Consider the following 16,960-nt stretch of genomic DNA (forward strand, 5'->3'; position numbering starts at 1 on the left):
TCGTGCACACAATGGCTGTCATGAGCATCCGAGGGAGGGCGGCGCAGCATTGACCACGACCGCGCCTTTGGCGGACGAGCCGCCGCTCGGCAAGGCGGGTACGCCTCGACTGCTGATCGTCGAGGATCACCCGCTGTTCCGTGCCGCCCTGATCGGCGTGATCGGGGCCGAGTTTCCCGATGCCGAGGTGCTGCAGGCGACCTCGATCGACGGTGCGCTGGATGTGATCGCGGCGCGCGACGGCCTGGATTTGATCCTGCTCGATCTGTCGATGCCCGGGACCACGGGCCTGCTCGGCGCCTACCGGGTGCGCGCCGCCGCGCCGCGCAGCGCGCTCGTGATCGTGTCGGCGCATGACGATCCCCGGATCGTCGGCGGCGCGATCTCGCTCGGCATTTCCGGCTACATCCCGAAGTCGACGCCGAAGCTCGAGCTGGCGCGGCTGTTGCGCGGCATCCTCGAAGGCGCGGTGTGCCTGCCACCGCGCTTCCGCGATACCGCCGCCGCGCGGAAGGCCCAGGCCGAGACGCGCGAGCTGGTGCAGCAGCTCGGCCAGTTCACCGCGCAGCAGCTTCGCGTGCTCGACATGATCTGCCGCGGCCTGCAGAACAAGCACATCGCCTATGAGCTCGATATCTCGGTCACCACCGTGAAGGTGCATGTCTCGGAGATCCTGCGCAAGCTCGGGGTGCGCAGCCGGACCGAGGCCATCATCGCACTGTCGAAGCTGGACTTCGGCAAGCACGACCACGCGCCGGTGACGGCCTCGCCGTCGTCGCATGGCGCGGAATCATAACCGCACACCCGACTGCTCCGCCGCCAGCAGGAACGACAGCAGCGAGCGCATCTCGGCGGGCTTGATCGGCTTCTTCAACAGCTCATGGCCGAAGGCCGATACGTCGGAGGCAGCCTTGGCCGAGTAGTCGGCGGTCACGATGATCGCCGGTACCTTGGCGTTGATCGCGCCGCGGATGACATCGACGGCCTGAATTCCGGTTTCGCCATTGTCGAGATGCAGATCGGCGATGATGGCGTCGGGAATGCCGTCCAGCGCGTGGATGCGCTCGAGCGCCTCGGTCTTGGAGATCGTCACCGCGACGTCGCAGCCCCATTTCTCCAGCAGATGGGCGAGCCCCTCGGCGCTCGAGAGGTCGTTCTCGATCAGCAGGATCTTGGCGCCCTCCATGCCGCCATAGCGGTAGTCGACGCTGGCCTGCTCGCGCACGGGGATCGCAACCGGATCCTGGGTGCGGGGCACGGTGACCGAGAACACCGAGCCTTTGCCGGCGCGCGAGCTCAGCCTGATGTCATGGCCGAGCAGGTCGGCAAACCGGCGCACGATCGAAAGACCTAGCCCGATGCCGGCCTTGTCGCCGGCGCTGGTCTCGCCGCGCTGAAACTCGACGAAGATGGCTTCGCGCTGCGCTTCCGGAATGCCCGGCCCGGTGTCGTGCACCTCGATGCAGATGTCATCGCCCCTGGTCCGGCATCCCATCAGCACGCTGCCGCGCTGGGTGTAACGCAGCGCATTGGCGACAAGGTTTTGCAGGATCCGACGCAGCATCAGCGGATCGGAGCGAACCACCGCAGACGACGGCATGATCCGGAAGCCGAGATTGCGCTTGGCGGCGGTCGCGACAAATTCCTGCTCCAGCGGCTCGAACAGCGAGGCGATCGCGACCGGTCCGAATTCGGGCCTGAGCACGCCCGCATCGAGCTTGGAGATGTCGAGCAGCGTCCGCAGCATGTCCTCGAGCGTCGCCAGCGAACGGTCGATCTGATCGGTCAGCGCGACGCTCTTCGACTCGGTTGCCATCTCGGTCAGCGCGGACAGCGTCAGCCGCGCCGCATTCAGCGGCTGCAACAGATCGTGCGTCACCGACACCAGCACGGATGATTTCAAAGAGCTCGCCGCCTCGGCCTGCTGCTTGGCCTGCAGCAGGCGACCATTGGTTTTCTCCAGTGATTGCAGCGCCTGCTTGAGCTGCTGGGTGCGGTCGCGCACCTGCTGATCCAGCGCGATCGCGGTCTCGAACAGCGAGAAGGCGTTGAGCTGCTGATCGGTCGATCGCTCGACGCGCGACATCAGCGCCGCGTTGATCTTGCGCAGCTTCTCGGCCTCGCGTTCGAGCGCCGCAATTCGCGTGGTCTTGGTATCCGTCATTGCGGCGCGAGTGCCCGCTTGCCGATGGCGATGCCGGTCAGCGTCTGGTTGACATGCATGGAGCGATACTGCTCGCCATAGGTCTGAAAGCCAATCACTTTGTTGCGGCGATAGAGCTCCGACATCTCCCGCGACAGCTGGCGCTGCTCGACGTCGAGCCGGCGCAGCACGCATTCGAAGCCGATGAACATCGAGACCTCGCCGAGATCCTCGGTCAGCTCCTTGAGCAGGCGGCTCGTCACATCGATCGGGTCGCGCTCGCGCGCCACCGTCAGCACCATGCCCTCGTCGATGGCGCAGAAGAATTGCAGCGATCCGTCCGGGTTGGTGCGCTGGATCGACCGCGCGTAGTAGGCGCCGCCGACACGAACCAGCACAGGATGCGCGGCGAATGAGAACAATTCGAGCTTGGTGTCGCTGAGGCCGACGGCACGGGAATATTCCAGCGCGGCCGGCTCGGCATTCAATTCCTTGACGACGCGGTGCTCGATGTCGGCTTCGGTCACCACCATCTTGGTCGAGGTCGGTTCGAAGTGATCGCACTTGAACAGGCGGAACGGCAGCCGGGTCCGGATCAGGATCAGGACGGCGGCATCGGTAAAAGCCTCGCCGCCATGAAACACCCAGGACTTCTCGAAGCGCAGGCCGTCGCCGGCGGAGCCGCCGACCACCGGGATATCGCCGAGCGACGCATAGATCGCCGACATGATGGTCTCCTCACGCTGGCACATGCCGTCGATGAAGAGCAGCCCGAAGGAATCATGGGTGTGATCGCAATGCTCGGTGCGTTGCGCGAATTCGTTCTGCAATTCGGTGCAGATCGAGCGGCCGTGGTCGACCCGAAATGTCGAAAGGTCGAACAGCGGCCGGGCCGCGATGACGAAATCGGCCGCGTTGAAGCCCATCGCGACGACGCTGTCCTCGTCCCAACCGCCGGGCGACAATTCGCCTGCCGTGGTGCAGCCGAAGATCGGAACGGCGGGCATGCGGCTGGACAGTTCGGCAATGAATGTCTGCGGCTCATAGACCGGCGACACGAACACCACGAGCATCGCGAGATCAGCTGCCGCCAATTGGCGCGCGATCTCGTCGGCTGCTTCCCGCGGCCCGTCGGTCTTTGCCTGCACCACGACAATGCTGTCGGCGGCGCTACCGTTCTCCTTCGCCAAAGGCGCTCTCCCTGACCAGAATTTCTTGCTTTTCTTGGCGCGGCCGATTGAACCCGCGCGGGTCGTGAGGGCATCCGGGCCAGGCCGCGATGGCTCGCTTTCCGGCTCGCCCGTGTCTTTCAGGTCGTGAGGGGAAATGCCATTGGCCGGGCTACTGCGCCGGCAGCTACGCTCGCCGCAAGCGCCAATGGCGCCGGTCGACGCGATGACATGGGACACCTCCCGATGTGTTCTCCTGGCCCGGGCAGGGACAGGTTTGATCGGTTCTAAACTATCGGGCCGGACCCCCGCGTCAATCACCTTACCCACCCGCCTAGCCCGACCAAGGTAGTATCGCGCCGGGCCGGGCGGCCGCTGCCCATTTACCGGGCCTTATCGATTCTGCCTTAGTTTTGCGCTCCGGGGTCTGGGGCGGGTTGCCGCCGGACCCCGCGTGGTTTTCAGAATGAAGACGGGGGTTGGAATGCCGGGGCTGAAGCGATCGTTGTCGATCAGGATCCCAACCCTCAGATTTCGCGCCAAGATCATGCTCGGCTTTGCCGTCACGCTGGCGCTGTCGGCAGCGACCATGGGCTTTGCCTATATGGGCTTCGAGCGGGTCTCCGCCGGCGTCGGCTCCTATCGCCAGAGCGTCGCGGAAGCCGATCTGGCCCGCAACATCGATCGCGAATTGATCTCCTACCGTTCGCTGGCGCGCTACTTCGTCGCGACCGGCAAGGAGGACGACGCCAAGGCCGCGCTCGCCGCCGAGGGCAGCCTGAAGGATGCCATCATGGCGTCGATGAAGGGCACCACCAATCCGGCCCGGCTCGAGCAGATCACCAAGCTGGAGCGCGAATTCCGCGCCTTCACCAAGATATTCGCCGAGATCGTCCGCATCAAGGATGACAGCGCGCAGACCGCGCAGAACAAGCTGACCCGCAGCGCAACCTCGATGCGCTACAAGCTCGACGACCTGCCGAGCAATGCCGATGATTCCGAGCTGCAGTCGATCCAGTTCGGCGCCAAGAAGGTAGCCGACCAGCTCCAGTCGATCACCGGGGCCGTCAATACCTTCGTCGTCAACGGCGACAAGACGGTCGCCTCGAGCGCGCTCGCCCGGCTGAAATTCGCCGACAATCTGGTGAAAGCGATCACCTCGAATAACGAGCGGATCACCCAGAGCGTGAAGGACATCACCGCGCTGCTCGAAGAGTACCGCGAGGCCCTCGCCAAGCTGATCGCGAATGCGAAGTCGATCGACGAACTGACCGTCGAGATGACGGAGTCCGCGGCCGCCATCAGCCAGGGAGCGGCGGCGATGAAGTCCGATCTGCTCGCCGATCAGAAGCGGCTTGAAAACGAATCGCACACCATGATCGGCGAGACCGAGCGGCTGATCCTGATGCTGGCCGCCGGCAGCTTCGTGCTCGGGCTGGTCTGGGCGTTCCTGCTGGGCAAGGGTATTTCGCGACCGATCGCGGCGATGTGTGCGGCAATGCGCGAGCTCGCGGCAGGCAATTTCGACGTCGTGCTGCCAGGTCTCGGCCGCCGCGACGAACTCGGCGAGATGGCCGGCGCCGTAGAGGAGTTCAAGGTCCAGGCGATCGCCAAGGCCGAACGCGATGCCGCGACCCAGGAGGCGCAGAACAAGGCAAGTGCGACCGCGCGGCGCAACGAGCTGATTCGTTTTGCCGACGAATTCGAATCTGCCGTCGGCTCGATCGTCTCCAACGTGTCGGCCTCCGCCGTGCAGCTCGAATCCGCGGCTGGTACGCTGACCCGAACGGCGGAGACCACGCAGAACCTGTCGAGCCAGGTCGCCGGCGCCTCCGAGGAAGCCTCCAGCAACATGCAATCGGTCGCCTCCGCGACTGAGGAACTGTCGGCGTCTGTCGACGAGATCGGCCGTCGCGCCAAGGAGTCGAGCCAGATCGCCGATTCAGCCGTGCGTCAGGCCGAGCAGACCGACGCGCGGATCGGCAAGCTCTCGCGCGCTGCGCAGGAGATCGGCGACGTCGTCAAGCTGATCACCGCGATCGCCGAGCAGACCAATCTGCTGGCGCTGAACGCCACCATCGAGGCCGCGCGCGCCGGCGATGCCGGCCGCGGCTTCGCGGTGGTCGCCGCCGAGGTGAAGTCGCTGGCGAGCCAGACCGCCAGGGCCACCGACGAGATCTCCACCCACATCTCGGGCATGCAGGCGGCGACGCAGGAATCGGTCGCCGCGATCAAGGAGATCGGCGGCACCATCGGCCAGATCTCCGGGATCGCGACCAACATCGCAAGTTCGGTCGAGCAGCAGAGCGCGGCAACGCAGGAGATCGCGCGCAGCGTGCAGAACGTCGCGCAGGGCACACAGGAAGCGGCGTCCAGCGTCACCCAGGTGAATCGCGGCGCCACCGAGACCGGAGCCGCCTCCGAAGAGGTGCTGAACTCGGCCCGCTCGCTGTCGGTCGAGAGCTCGCGGCTGCGCGAGGAGCTCGACCGCTTCATGGCGAATATCCGCGCGGCGTAAGGCCCGCGCGGGTCTACCAATTGCTGATCTATTATCGTCGTCCCGGCGCAGGCCGGGACCCATAACCACCACCGTTCGTTGGCGTACGGACACTGGCCGCTTGCCCTTTCCGATGGCCACGGCGTATGGGTCCCGGCCTCCGCCGGGACGACGCTGTTGGTTGGCGAGATGATGCGGCTAATCCCGTCCGAACTGGTGCTTCAACTCGACCTTGGCGCGCTCCAGGCGCGACCGCTCGGTCTTCGGCAGCGTCTTGCCGGCGCGGTTGATATAGAAGGTCAGCATCGAGAGCGCGGAACGGTAGGCGCCGCTCTTGCGGCGCGCGCTGTGCTCGGCGGATCGCTTCAGCGATGATGCGATCTTCTTCGCGCTGGTCTGCTTGAACACGCCGTGCTTGAGGTCGAGCGCGTCGCTCTCCTTTGTCACCCGCTGCGACCAGCGCTTCGCCGTCCTCTTGCTTGCGCCACGCCTGCGACGCGTCGTGCTCGTGGACCGTGCCGGTGATGTCCTTGCCGTCTTGCGCGTTGCTTTCTTGTGTGCGGCCATCGATGCCTCCGTGTCTTTTAAGCCGAGAACAGCTCGCTGCGATCGCGGTTCCTATGCCGCATTGCGGGAACCCTTGCCGGCCTGCGGCGTTAACACCGCGTGGCGGGCACTCCGTTTGCCGCAATTCCGGGTGAGTGAGCCTTGGAACGGATCGTTCCGGGGTTTTTCTCATTGGTTGATTCTGATGACAGTGCAGCCGACACAGTTGAGTTCCGCGACGACGCAACAGGCCGTGGCTCCGGTCACGCCGGACGATGACCGCATCATCGAGACCTCGATTCCGGTCCGGCTCGACAATCTCAGCTGGAGCCGCTTTCACACCCGCGTCGTGCTGGCGCTCGGCATCACCTGGATCCTCGACGGGCTGGAAGTGACGCTCGCGGGTGCGTTGTCGGGCGCGCTGAAGGACAGCCCGACGATGAGCTTCTCCAACGCCGATGTCGGTCTTGCCAGCAGCGCGTATCTCGCCGGCGCCGTGCTCGGCGCGCTGGGTTTCGGCTGGCTGACCGACCGGATCGGGCGCAAGAAGCTGTTCTTCATCACGCTCGCGCTTTATCTGTCGGCGACCGCCGCGACCGCGCTGTCGTGGAATGTCGCGAGCTACGCGCTGTTTCGCTTTCTCACCGGTGCCGGCATCGGCGGTGAATACACCGCGATCAACTCGACCATCCAGGAACTGGTGCCGGCCCGCTATCGCGGCTGGACCGATCTCGTCATCAACGGCAGCTTCTGGATCGGGGCGGCGATCGGTGCGCTGAGCGCCATCATCCTGCTCGATCCCGCGTTCCTTGCGCCGGACCACGGCTGGCGGATTGCCTATTTCACCGGCGCGGTGCTCGGCCTCGTCGTGCTGTTGATGCGGATGTGGATCCCGGAAAGCCCGCGTTGGCTGATGATCCACGGCTATCCCGACCGCGCCCACAAGATCGTCGCCGATATCGAGACCTCCGTGCTCGGCCGCGAGCAGTCGAGCGCAGACTTCGAGAAGATCAGGCTCCGGATGCGCGATCACACGCCGCTGCGCGAGGTCGCGGTGACGCTGTTCTCCACCTATCGGCAGCGCTCGCTGGTCGGGCTTACGCTGATGGCCGCGCAGGCGTTCTTCTACAATGCGATCTTCTTCACCTTCGCATTGATCCTGACCGACTTCTTCGGTGTCGCCGCCAGCAATGTCGGCTGGTACATTCTCCCCTTCGCCGCCGGCAACTTCCTCGGGCCGCTGCTGCTCGGCCGTCTGTTCGATACGCTCGGCCGGCGCACCATGATCGCGCTGACCTATGGCATCTCGGGCGTGCTGCTGGCGCTGTCCGGCTATCTGTTCTCGATCGGCGTGCTCAGCGCGCAGACCCAGACCATCGCCTGGATGGTGATCTTCTTCTTTGCCTCGCCGGCCGCGAGCGCCGCCTATCTCACCGTCAGCGAGACGTTTCCGCTGGAGGTCCGCGCGCTCGCGATCGCCGCCTTCTATGCGATCGGCACCGGCATTGGCGGCGTGATTGGACCGGCGCTGTTCGGCGTGCTGATCGACACCGGATCGCGCAACAGCGTCTTTGCCGGCTACCTGCTGGGGTCGGCACTCATGATGGTCGCCGCAGCGGTCGCATGGCGCTATGCCGTCGCGGCCGAGCGGAAATCGCTCGAATCTGTCGCGCGACCACTGGCATGTGTGGAGTAGACTATGACGAAGCATGACGTGGCCGAAATGCCCATGGATGATGACATCGCCCCTGACGCCAAGACGGACAGCGTGCCGACGCCGGCGTCGCTGATTCCGCCGCTCCGCCAGGCCGCGGTGCTGCTTGACATCGACGGCACCCTGCTCGATTTCGCACCGACGCCGCGCGAGGTCTGGGTGCCGCCGGAGCTGTCGACCACGCTGAAGCGACTGCATGAGCGCAGCCACGGCGCGCTGGCGCTGGTCAGCGGCCGCTCCCTCAACGACATCGACCTGATCTTCGCGCCGGAAGTGTTTCCCGCGATCGGCGGCCACGGCGCCGAGATGCGGCTGCAGCCGGATAGCGAGGCGGTCGCCGCACACGCGCCCGCCGCTCGACAAGGAATTGAAGCGCCGTCTTGCCGCGATCGCAAAGCTCAGCCCCGGCATTCTGCTCGAGGACAAGGGCTATTCGCTGGCGCTGCACTATCGGCTGGCGCCGCAGGCGGAGAAGGCGATCTATGAAGCGGTGTCGCTGATCCGCGCCGAGCTGCCGAATGCGCCGATCGAGGTGCTGCCGGGCAAGAGCGTCTGCGAGATCAAGCATTCCGGCTTCACCAAGGCGACCGGCGTGCTCGAGCTGATGACGCATGAGCCGTTCAAGGGACGGCGTCCGTTCTTCATCGGTGACGACGTCACCGACGAGACCGTGTTCGCGATCATGCCTGATTTCAACGGTCTCGCGTTTTCCGTCGGCCGTCGCGCAACCGGCGTCGCCGGACATTTCGACGGACCGAGCGATGTGCGCGAATTCCTCGCGCATCTGCTGGACGTCGATAGGGACGTCAGCCTGTCCTAACCGAAACGCATTCATCGCGGCCGAATCGAATACGGTGCTTTTGCGTCGTGGCGTCAACCTCGCGCGCAATTTTCTTTTCGCGAGTTCCCGCGAGTTCCGTGCGTGTTCGCCAGAATTTGGTTTCAATTGGGAGATTCCTTGATCAGGAACCATCTTGATGAATGGTTGTTAATACGCGAGTTGACCAACAGGAGGGGACCTGGTGAACCTCGTCGTCGTATCGAACCGCGTCTCGCGCGGAAAACCCAATGAACCCATGACGGGGGGGCTGGCTGCGGCACTATTGCCGGTGGTGGAAAAGACAGGGGCAATATGGGTTGGTTCCAGCGGACGCGTCCGCGACGGGAACCTGAAGGAACCTTTCGCGGAGGTCGAAGCGCTCGGGGCGGGCGCCTTGGCGATGCTCGATCTGCCGGCCGCGCACTATGGCGGCTATTACGAAGGCTTTGCCAATTCGGCGCTGTGGCCCGCGATGCATTCGCGCGCCGATCTGATTCGTGCGTCTCGCGAGGACTACACGAGCTATCGCGAAGTGAACGCGTTCATGGCGCGCGCGTTGCTGCGCTTCCGCAAGCCGGATTCCGTGTTCTGGGTCCAGGACTATCATTTCCTCGCACTCGGCGCTGAGCTGCGCGATCTCGGCGTCACGCAGCCGATCGGCTTCTTCCTGCACACGCCATGGCCGGCGCGCGCGGTGATCGCGGGCGTGCCCAATCATCGCGAGCTGATCGAGGCGATGCTGTCCTATGACCTGATCGGCTTCCAGACCGATGAGGACTGCGAGAACTTCCTGAGCTATGTGCAGCACGATCTCGACTTCGAGCTGCGTGACGGCGTGATCAATTCGTCGTTCGGCCGCACCCGCGCCGCGGTGTTTCCGATCGGCATCGATCCCGGCAAGTTCGCGCAGCAGGCGACCAAGGCGATGACGCATCCCGACGTGACGCGGCTGCGGCGCAGCCTCAACGGCGAGAAGCTCGCGATCGGTGTCGACCGGCTCGACTACTCCAAGGGCCTCGTCAACCGCATCAAGGCGTTCGACAAGATGTGGACGCTGCATCCGAACCTGAAACGTTCGGTGTCGCTGCTGCAGATCGCAACGCCCTCGCGCGGCGCGATCGAAGCCTACGGCAATCTGCAGAGCGAGGTGGCGAAGCTCGTCACCGACGTCAACGGTGTGCATGGCGAGGTCGACTGGACGCCGATCCGTTACCTCAACAAGGGCTTTGGCCAGGGCGTGCTCGCAGGCCTTTACCGCACCGCGCAGGTCGGCGTCGTGACGCCGCTGCAGGACGGCATGAACCTCGTCGCCAAGGAATATGTCGCCGCGCAAAACCCGGCGGACCCCGGCGTGCTGGTGCTGTCGAAATTCGCCGGCGCGGCGAACGAGCTCGACGCCGCGCTGCTGGTCAATCCGCACGACATCGACGGCATGGCGCGCACCTTGGCGACTGCGCTCGCGATGCCGCTGACCGAGCGGCGGATGCGCTGGGAAGCGATGATGGAGAAGCTCAACAGCGGCACCATCCAGCAATGGTTCGCCGACTTCATCGAGGCGCTGCAGGATACGCACAATGCGGGAAACGCGGCGCTGCCGGAGCCACCAACCCTGTGGCCGCGCCGCACGGCGGATTTTGCCGCGCGATATCACTGAGGCGAGCATGACGATGCAGGATGGGTGCGTTGGTTCGCCCATCCGCCGTTCTGTCGTCCCTGCGAAAGCAGGGACCCAAACTCCGCGGTGGATGTTGTGAACGGGACTCGTCGGAGCCGCATCGCACAACAATCGGCATTTGTGGTTATGGGTCGCTGCTTTCGTGCGCAATTGCGCATTAGGCAGGGACGACGCTGAGTGTGTTGCGCGGTCAGTGGTCATAACCTCGCATGCTCGCGACGGGGCTCCCGAAGGCGAAAACCCGGACTCCATTCTTCCACGAGCGAGGCGCCCCAATAGATTCCCGGCTCTCGCCGGCGGCAGGCCCCCGGAATGACGAAACGGCGGGTTGATCGGATGCACTCGTTGATTTGCGCCGGTCCCTGACCGGCGGCCGGCCAAAAGCGCGCACGGCCGCGCGCAAGCCCGCGGCGCGCGGCTGCCATCGCTATCAATTTACCCAATGTTTTCAATCTGTTGTGGAAATTTCGCGCTCCCGGCCTGCGCTCCCTTGCAAAATCCGCCTCAGCCCTTCAAGAGAGGGCCTCCCGGAGAGATGGCCGAGTGGCTTAAGGCGCACGCTTGGAAAGCGTGTGTGCGGGAAACCGTACCGTGGGTTCGAATCCCACTCTCTCCGCCATTTCCACGATCCTTGTACGCCAAACTACGGTTGCGTCCGCTTGCGTTCGCAAGTTGTGCTGAATGCACGCCGATGGCCAGGGCAACGACAGAAGCCGTTCATGAGACTGGATCGGGGCGGAATTGCCGCACCGAAGCCGCCGATCGTCGGCAGAACGACAACAACGCGGCAAAACGCCATTGCCGATGCCGGCCGAATTGCAGACCGCGATCGAGCCGTACGAGACGCCGATCCCTCGCTGCCGCGGCGTGGGGACACGCACAATGGATAATCCGGAAGGAGTAGCAGGGTCCCCCATGCGGAGAAATAGCGCGCGCCGATGAACTGCATGAAACTACAACAAAATGACCGATCGGCGAGGGCGCAGATCCCATGGGACAGACCGCAAAAAGGGAATTGCACCCGTTGCGCATGCTGGGGCTGCTGATTCCGCTGCTTACGACCGTTCCGCTGTTCACCGTGGATGCACAGGCGCAACCTGCTGCACCGCGCCAATTGCGACGTGAGCTACCGCCGCAAAAGCCGCAGGTGACGATGAATGCCTGGACGGTCGGCCTCGCCGGGGGCCTGCTCGAGGGCGCGCCCATTCGTCTTGCGGCCGAAATCGCCCGCGTCGTGGACGATGGCGACAAGCTGCATGTGTTGCCGGTCGTGACGCGCGGCCCGACGGAGAATGTGAACTCACTGCTGTATTTGCGCGGCATCGATGCCGCCATCATCAATTCCGACGTGCTCGAGGAATACAGGAGCCAGGTGCCCGATATCCAGCAACGGCTGGCTTTCGTGTTGAACCTGTTTCCGTCCGAACTGCATATCTTCGTTCGTCCCGAGATCCAAAGCCTGAGCGATCTCGCCGGCAAGAAGGTGAACTTCAATAATCTGGGTACTGCGGCGGCCTATTCGGGGCCGCTGATCTTCAGCCGCCTTGGCCTCGATGTGGAAAAAACCTTCATTCCCCATCAGGTCGCGCTCGAGCAGATGCGCAAGGGCGAGATGGCCGCGGTCGTCTTCATCACCTCGAAGCCGGTGGATGCTTTCGTGCGCGGCCGCTGGGAGCCGGGGTTCAAGTTCCTGCCTGTTCCCTATGACAGGAGGTTCGAAGACTTTTATCTTCCCGCCTCGCTCGAGGCCACGGAGTATCCCAATCTCATCAAGCAGGGCGAGCGCGTCACGACAATCGCGGTGCCGACCGCTCTGGTGGCTTTCAACTTTCCGACAAAGTCGAATCGCTATGAGCGCCTTGCGCGCTTCGTGGAGTACCTGTTCTCTCGGATCGACAAGCTGCAGCAGCCGGGCTTCGACCAAAAGTGGAAGACGATCAATCTCGCCGCAACCGTTCCCGGCCTGACGCGCTTCCCCGCAGCGCAGGCCTGGCTCGATCGCGAGCCGCGCGCCGCCGCAAATCCATCGCAATGAGACGCGCGGCGACCTGCGCGGTGGCTGGTGTCTTGCTCGCAAGCGGCATTGCTTCGGCGCCGGCGGCAGGACTTCGCCAGATCGCCCAGCTCCGCGATTGCTCCGCCAAGGAACGCTCCGAACGGCCGGAGTGCTCCGAAAAGACACCGCGGGCGTCACCGCTGCCCCAGGCAAACCAGGGTAACAGCTGGGTCGTCAGCCTGACGACTTCACCGCTCGACTATTCACCGGTCGCCACCGCCACGACGTCATCGCGCGACGGTGCCGGCGAAAGCGGAATGACGCTTTCGATTCGCTGCCATGGCGGGCGGAGCGAACTGATCGTCGCCGGATCCCGCGTGTCCGGTCGCGGCGATGGATATGCGATTTCCTACCGCATCAACGACGGTCCGCCGCAGCAGGTCGCGGCAGCCGTGCCCGCGTCCGGGACCGGCGTTGCGTTCGGCGGCGACGTGATTCGCTTGCTGCAGTCCCTTCCGGACGGCGGAGGTCTCAGTATTCACCTCGCACCCCGTACCGGACCGGCGCTGGATGCGGTGTTTCCGTTGGGCGGGATGGATGTGGTGCGCGCGAAGATCACCGCTGCCTGCAGGTGGCCACAACCGACCGCAAAACCCAACGGCTAGGGATTTGAATAACGTGTCTTTAACAGGAGAGGTATCCATGCGCGTGTTTCAGCATATTGCGAAGGTAACCATCATCGGAGCCGCAACGGCGCTCCTGGCCGCTTCATACGCTGCGGCGGAGCAAGGCGGCGGACGATATTGGACACCGACAACAACGAACCGCACTGCGGACTATCAGCACGTTTCAGAAAAGGTCCAAAGGGTTCACGTCTCGCGCAAGGCGACGACCCACAAGAGGGAACGGTCTCCTCTCAACGCCAACGCCCGGCTTCCATCCAACGCCAAGTCGCACAACCTGATCCTGCAGGTGAACACGAACGATCCCGCAGCCATGAATCTCGCGCTCAACAACGCAATCAACGTTGCGCAGTATTACAAGGATCTCGGCGAGAAGGTGAAGATCGAGGTGGTCACCTTCGGACCCGGCCTGCACATGCTGCGCGACGACACCTCGCCGGTGAAAGCCCGTCTTGAGGAAATGGCGCTGAGCACGCCGGAGGTCTCGTTCAAGGCCTGCGGCAATACCCAGGAAAAAATGCACAAGGCCGAGAACAAGGACATCCCGATTGTTCGCCAGGCGGAGGTGGTGAAGTCAGGCGTCGTGCGCGTGATGGAACTGCAGGAGAAGGGCTGGTCCTATGTGAAGCCGTGATCTGCGGCCTAACCCGAAAGGGGTGGGTGGGGTCCTCCATGCGGGCTGTAGGCTTCGCGCTGCGGTACGGCGCATAATGCCGTACCTCAACAGATCGTGTCGCCGCGCGGCAGGTGATTGCAGATGGGCCCGGTGATCCTCAAGGACAAGGAAGTTGCCCGCTGCGACGTCGCAGATTCGTCGTGCCGGCTGCTGCCCAAGGCGGGACGGTCCGCGCTGTCGTGGACGACCGCTGCCTTGCTCGCAATGGCGTGCGCGCCGGAAACACGGGCGTCCCCGGCCCCGGCGGGCCCGTCGACGCAACCGCAGCATGCGGCGGCCGCCCGCAGTCTCGGTTTCATCGAAGCGGCAAGGAGCGGCGCTCTCGAAGCCTTGCCGCCGGGTCGAGGCGGCAATGACAGACCGGTGCAGGTTGCCCAAGCGAGCGTCAGCGACACGGGGCAGGCTTCGAAACGGGAATACAACTGGGCGGAGTCGCTCTCCTGCGAACTGACGAATGCAAGACGTGACATCGAGTTGCTGCAACGCCTCGAGCAAGAGCGCTATCGGGCCGAGTCGATGGAGCAGAGTCTCGCGGCGGCGCGCCGCGATATCGAGGCCCAGGCCGCGTTGACGGACAAGGCGGTCCAAGAGAAGCAGGCCGCGCAGGGCGGCGCGGAGTTGCTGAACTCCCTGCAAGAGACGCGTGAGCGGGCGGAGCGCCTGGAGCGGGATCTGGCGGCAGCGCGGCGTGATTTCGAATCCCAGACCGTGCTGGCGACAAAAACGGGTGAGGAAGCGTCTCGGCTGAAAGCAGCGGCGGAAGGCGGCGCGGCGGATCTACAGCGGGAGCGCGAGCGGTCCGCGCGGCTCGAGCAGGATCTCGAGGCGTTGCGCCGCAACGTCGAGACCCAGACGGCGCTGGCGGCAAAGGCAGGCGAGGAGGTTTCCCGGCTGAAGGGGATGCGTGAGAGCGGCGCTATGGAGCTGCAGTCGTCGCTGCAACGGGAGCGCGAGCGGAGCGCGCAGCTGGAGCGGGATTTGGCGGCAGCGCAGCGCGATGTCGAGACCCAGATGGCGTTGGCGACAACGACAAAGGAAGAAGCCCTGCGGCAGAAGCAGGCAGCGGACGTCGGAGCCGCCGAGCTCAGGCAATTGCGCGAACGAGCCGAGGCGCTGGCACAAGACCTCTCGCTGTCGCGGAGCTCGATCTATGCATACGAAGCCCAAGTCCGCAAATCCGGAGACGAAGCGACGGAGCTCAGGCAGGCGGTTGCAAGCTGCACGGCTTCGGTCAGCAAATTCACACCCGACGAAGGTGAGCGGTTCGCGCGGCTGGAGCGGGATCTTGCGGCTGCCCGCAGCAACGTCGAGACCCAGGCCGCGCTGGCGACCAAAGCAGGCGAGGAGGTTTCCCGACTGAAACAGCAAAGCGAAAGCGGAGCGGCCGAGTCGCAGGGCTCCCTGCAAAAGGAGCGAGAGCGGTCCGCAAGGCTGGAGCAGGATCTCGCGGTCGCGCGGCGTGATGTCGAGGCCCAGACCGCGATGGTGGCAAAGGCGGCCGATGAAGCCCTGCGGCAGAAGCGGACGATGGAGGCCGGGGCCGCCGAACTGCGGGAATCGCGCGCGAAGGCCGACGCGCTGGCACAGGAGCTTTCCCAGACGCGAAGCACGATCTACGCCTTCGAGGCGCAGGCACGCAAGGCCGGTGAAGAAGCGGCGGAGCTCAGGCAGGCGGCCGAGAGCGGCGCAGCTTCGGTTCACAAAGCCACACCGGACGAACGTGAGCGACTGGTGCGGCTGGAGCAGGATCTTGCGGCTGCCCGCCGCGATGTCGAGACGCAAACCGCGCTGGCGGCGAAAGCGAGCGAGGAAACCGCCCGACTGAAGCGGGAAAGGGAAAGCGGTGCGGTAGAGTTGCAGAACTCACTGCAAGCGGCGCGGGCTGACCGGCTGGAGCAGGATCTTGCGGCAGCGCGACGCGATGTCGCGACCAGGACGGCGCTGGCGACGAAAGCAGACGAGGAAGTATCCCGGCTGAAGGTGGTGGAAAAGAGCGGTGCGGCCGACCTGCAAAGGGAGCATGAGCGGTCCGCCCGGCTGGAGCAGGATCTTGCGGCGGCGCGGCGTGATGTCGAGAGCAAGGCCGTGCTGGTGACCGAAGCGGGCAAGGAAACGTCCCGGCTGCAAGCGGCGGGAAAGAGTGCTGCGGCGGACCTGCAAAAGGAGCGTGAGCGGTCCGCGCGGCTGGAGCAGGATCTTGCGGCGGCGCGACGTGATGTCGAGAGCAAGGCCGTGCTCGTGACCGAAGCGGGCAAAGAAACGTCCCGGCTGCAAGCGGCGGGAAAGAGCGCTGCGGCGGACCTGCAAAAGGAGCGTGAGCGGTCCGCACGGCTGGAGCAAGATCTGGCGGCAGCGCATCGCGATAGCGAGACCCAGACGGTGCGGGCGGCAAAGGCAAACGAGGAAGTGTTGCTGCAGAAGCAGGCGGCGGAAGCCAGCGCTGCCGAATTGAGGCAATTGCGCGCCAGGATCGACGTGCAGCCACAGCACCTCCCTTTGTCGCGGAGCGCAATCCATGCGTATGAGGCCGAGGATCGCAAGGCGAACGGCGCGGCGTTGACGACCGGTGCGGTCGCGCGGGACAAGTCCATCGAAGTGGCCACCAATCCGACCGCCGAACAGACCCGAGCGGCGCCTGCTCGCGCGGTTGCCCAACCCGCTCCCGAGCAGGCTGCGGAAGCGGGAGGGTTGGTTGCGCGGGCGAGCTCCTTGCTGCGTCAGGGCGACATAGGCGCGGCGCGGCTTGTACTCGAGCGCGCCGTGGAAATGGGCAGCGCCCAGGCGAGCTTCGCGTTGGCAGAAACCTACGATCCCCTGATTCTTGCGAAGTGGGGGACTTACGGCACGCGCGGCGACGAGCGCAGGGCACAAGACCTCTATGCCAAGGCCAACGCCGCGGGAGTCCAGGAGGCGAAATCGCGTCTGGAAGCGCTGCGCCGATAGCGCATGTGCCAATCCACCGGCAAGTTCATCTCAATCGTCCTCACGACGGGCGCCACCACGACGAGCTTCGCTCTCACGCGAGTGGCGCCCCGCCCGGC

The 16,960-nt window shown here is 64.8% G+C and carries 10 protein-coding genes, 1 tRNA gene and 2 pseudogenes; 10 read left to right on the plus strand and 3 right to left on the minus strand.

Annotated elements, in window-relative coordinates:
* The first annotated feature begins 49 nt into the window (after positions 1 to 49).
* A complete protein-coding gene (locus ACVWY5_RS40745) occupies positions 50 to 796 on the plus strand; it encodes a LuxR C-terminal-related transcriptional regulator (RefSeq protein ID WP_028335212.1) in 747 nt (248 codons plus the stop codon).
* Here the strand turns inward: ACVWY5_RS40745 and ACVWY5_RS40750 are convergent.
* Positions 791 to 2,164, minus strand: coding sequence for an ATP-binding protein (locus ACVWY5_RS40750; protein WP_028335213.1), 1,374 nt, complete (start codon positions 2,162 to 2,164; stop codon positions 791 to 793). The two genes, ACVWY5_RS40745 and ACVWY5_RS40750, sit on opposite strands and share 6 nt — an antisense overlap.
* Positions 2,161 to 3,333: an FIST N-terminal domain-containing protein gene (locus tag ACVWY5_RS40755; RefSeq protein ID WP_028335214.1), complete on the minus strand. Its 1,173-nt coding sequence runs from the start codon at positions 3,331 to 3,333 to the stop codon at positions 2,161 to 2,163. The genes ACVWY5_RS40750 and ACVWY5_RS40755 overlap by 4 nt, the downstream gene beginning before the upstream one ends.
* A 463-nt stretch (positions 3,334 to 3,796) precedes the next feature.
* On the opposite strand from ACVWY5_RS40755, the gene ACVWY5_RS40760 reads away from it, so the two are divergent.
* Complete coding sequence (locus tag ACVWY5_RS40760; protein WP_028335215.1) at positions 3,797 to 5,830, plus strand: methyl-accepting chemotaxis protein; 2,034 nt, start codon at positions 3,797 to 3,799, stop codon at positions 5,828 to 5,830.
* 177 nt (positions 5,831 to 6,007) lie between these two features.
* On the opposite strand, the gene ACVWY5_RS40765 is transcribed toward ACVWY5_RS40760, so the two are convergent.
* Positions 6,008 to 6,376, minus strand: a complete 369-nt coding sequence (locus tag ACVWY5_RS40765) for a DUF3175 domain-containing protein (RefSeq protein ID WP_080667126.1) — start codon at positions 6,374 to 6,376, stop codon at positions 6,008 to 6,010.
* Between the two features lie 184 nt (positions 6,377 to 6,560).
* On the opposite strand from ACVWY5_RS40765, the gene ACVWY5_RS40770 reads away from it, so the two are divergent.
* The 8 genes and pseudogenes from ACVWY5_RS40770 to ACVWY5_RS40805 all read left to right on the plus strand — a co-directional run bounded on the left by ACVWY5_RS40770 (position 6,561) and on the right by ACVWY5_RS40805 (position 16,862).
* Positions 6,561 to 8,051, plus strand: coding sequence for an MFS transporter (locus tag ACVWY5_RS40770; protein ID WP_028335217.1), 1,491 nt, complete (start codon positions 6,561 to 6,563; stop codon positions 8,049 to 8,051).
* A gap of 27 nt (positions 8,052 to 8,078) precedes the next feature.
* Positions 8,079 to 8,889, plus strand: a pseudogene (gene otsB / locus ACVWY5_RS40775) (trehalose-phosphatase).
* Between the two features lie 202 nt (positions 8,890 to 9,091).
* Positions 9,092 to 10,543: a trehalose-6-phosphate synthase gene (locus ACVWY5_RS40780; protein WP_028335219.1), complete on the plus strand. Its 1,452-nt coding sequence runs from the start codon at positions 9,092 to 9,094 to the stop codon at positions 10,541 to 10,543.
* 550 nt (positions 10,544 to 11,093) lie between these two features.
* A tRNA-Ser gene (locus tag ACVWY5_RS40785) sits at positions 11,094 to 11,183 on the plus strand.
* A gap of 534 nt (positions 11,184 to 11,717) precedes the next feature.
* Positions 11,718 to 12,383 (plus strand): annotated as a pseudogene (locus tag ACVWY5_RS40790) (TAXI family TRAP transporter solute-binding subunit); the annotation flags it as partial.
* 248 nt (positions 12,384 to 12,631) lie between these two features.
* Positions 12,632 to 13,225, plus strand: a complete 594-nt coding sequence (locus ACVWY5_RS40795) for a hypothetical protein (RefSeq protein WP_321176915.1) — start codon at positions 12,632 to 12,634, stop codon at positions 13,223 to 13,225.
* A 37-nt stretch (positions 13,226 to 13,262) separates the two neighbouring features.
* Positions 13,263 to 13,877, plus strand: a complete 615-nt coding sequence (locus ACVWY5_RS40800) for a DsrE family protein (RefSeq protein WP_028335221.1) — start codon at positions 13,263 to 13,265, stop codon at positions 13,875 to 13,877.
* A 123-nt stretch (positions 13,878 to 14,000) separates the two neighbouring features.
* The gene (locus tag ACVWY5_RS40805; protein ID WP_051376207.1) at positions 14,001 to 16,862 is read left to right on the plus strand and encodes a hypothetical protein; all 2,862 of its coding nucleotides are present in this window, start codon (positions 14,001 to 14,003) and stop codon (positions 16,860 to 16,862) included.
* The last annotated feature ends 98 nt before the right edge of the window (positions 16,863 to 16,960 follow it).

It is taken from the genome of Bradyrhizobium sp. USDA 3256 (genome assembly GCF_054058275.1).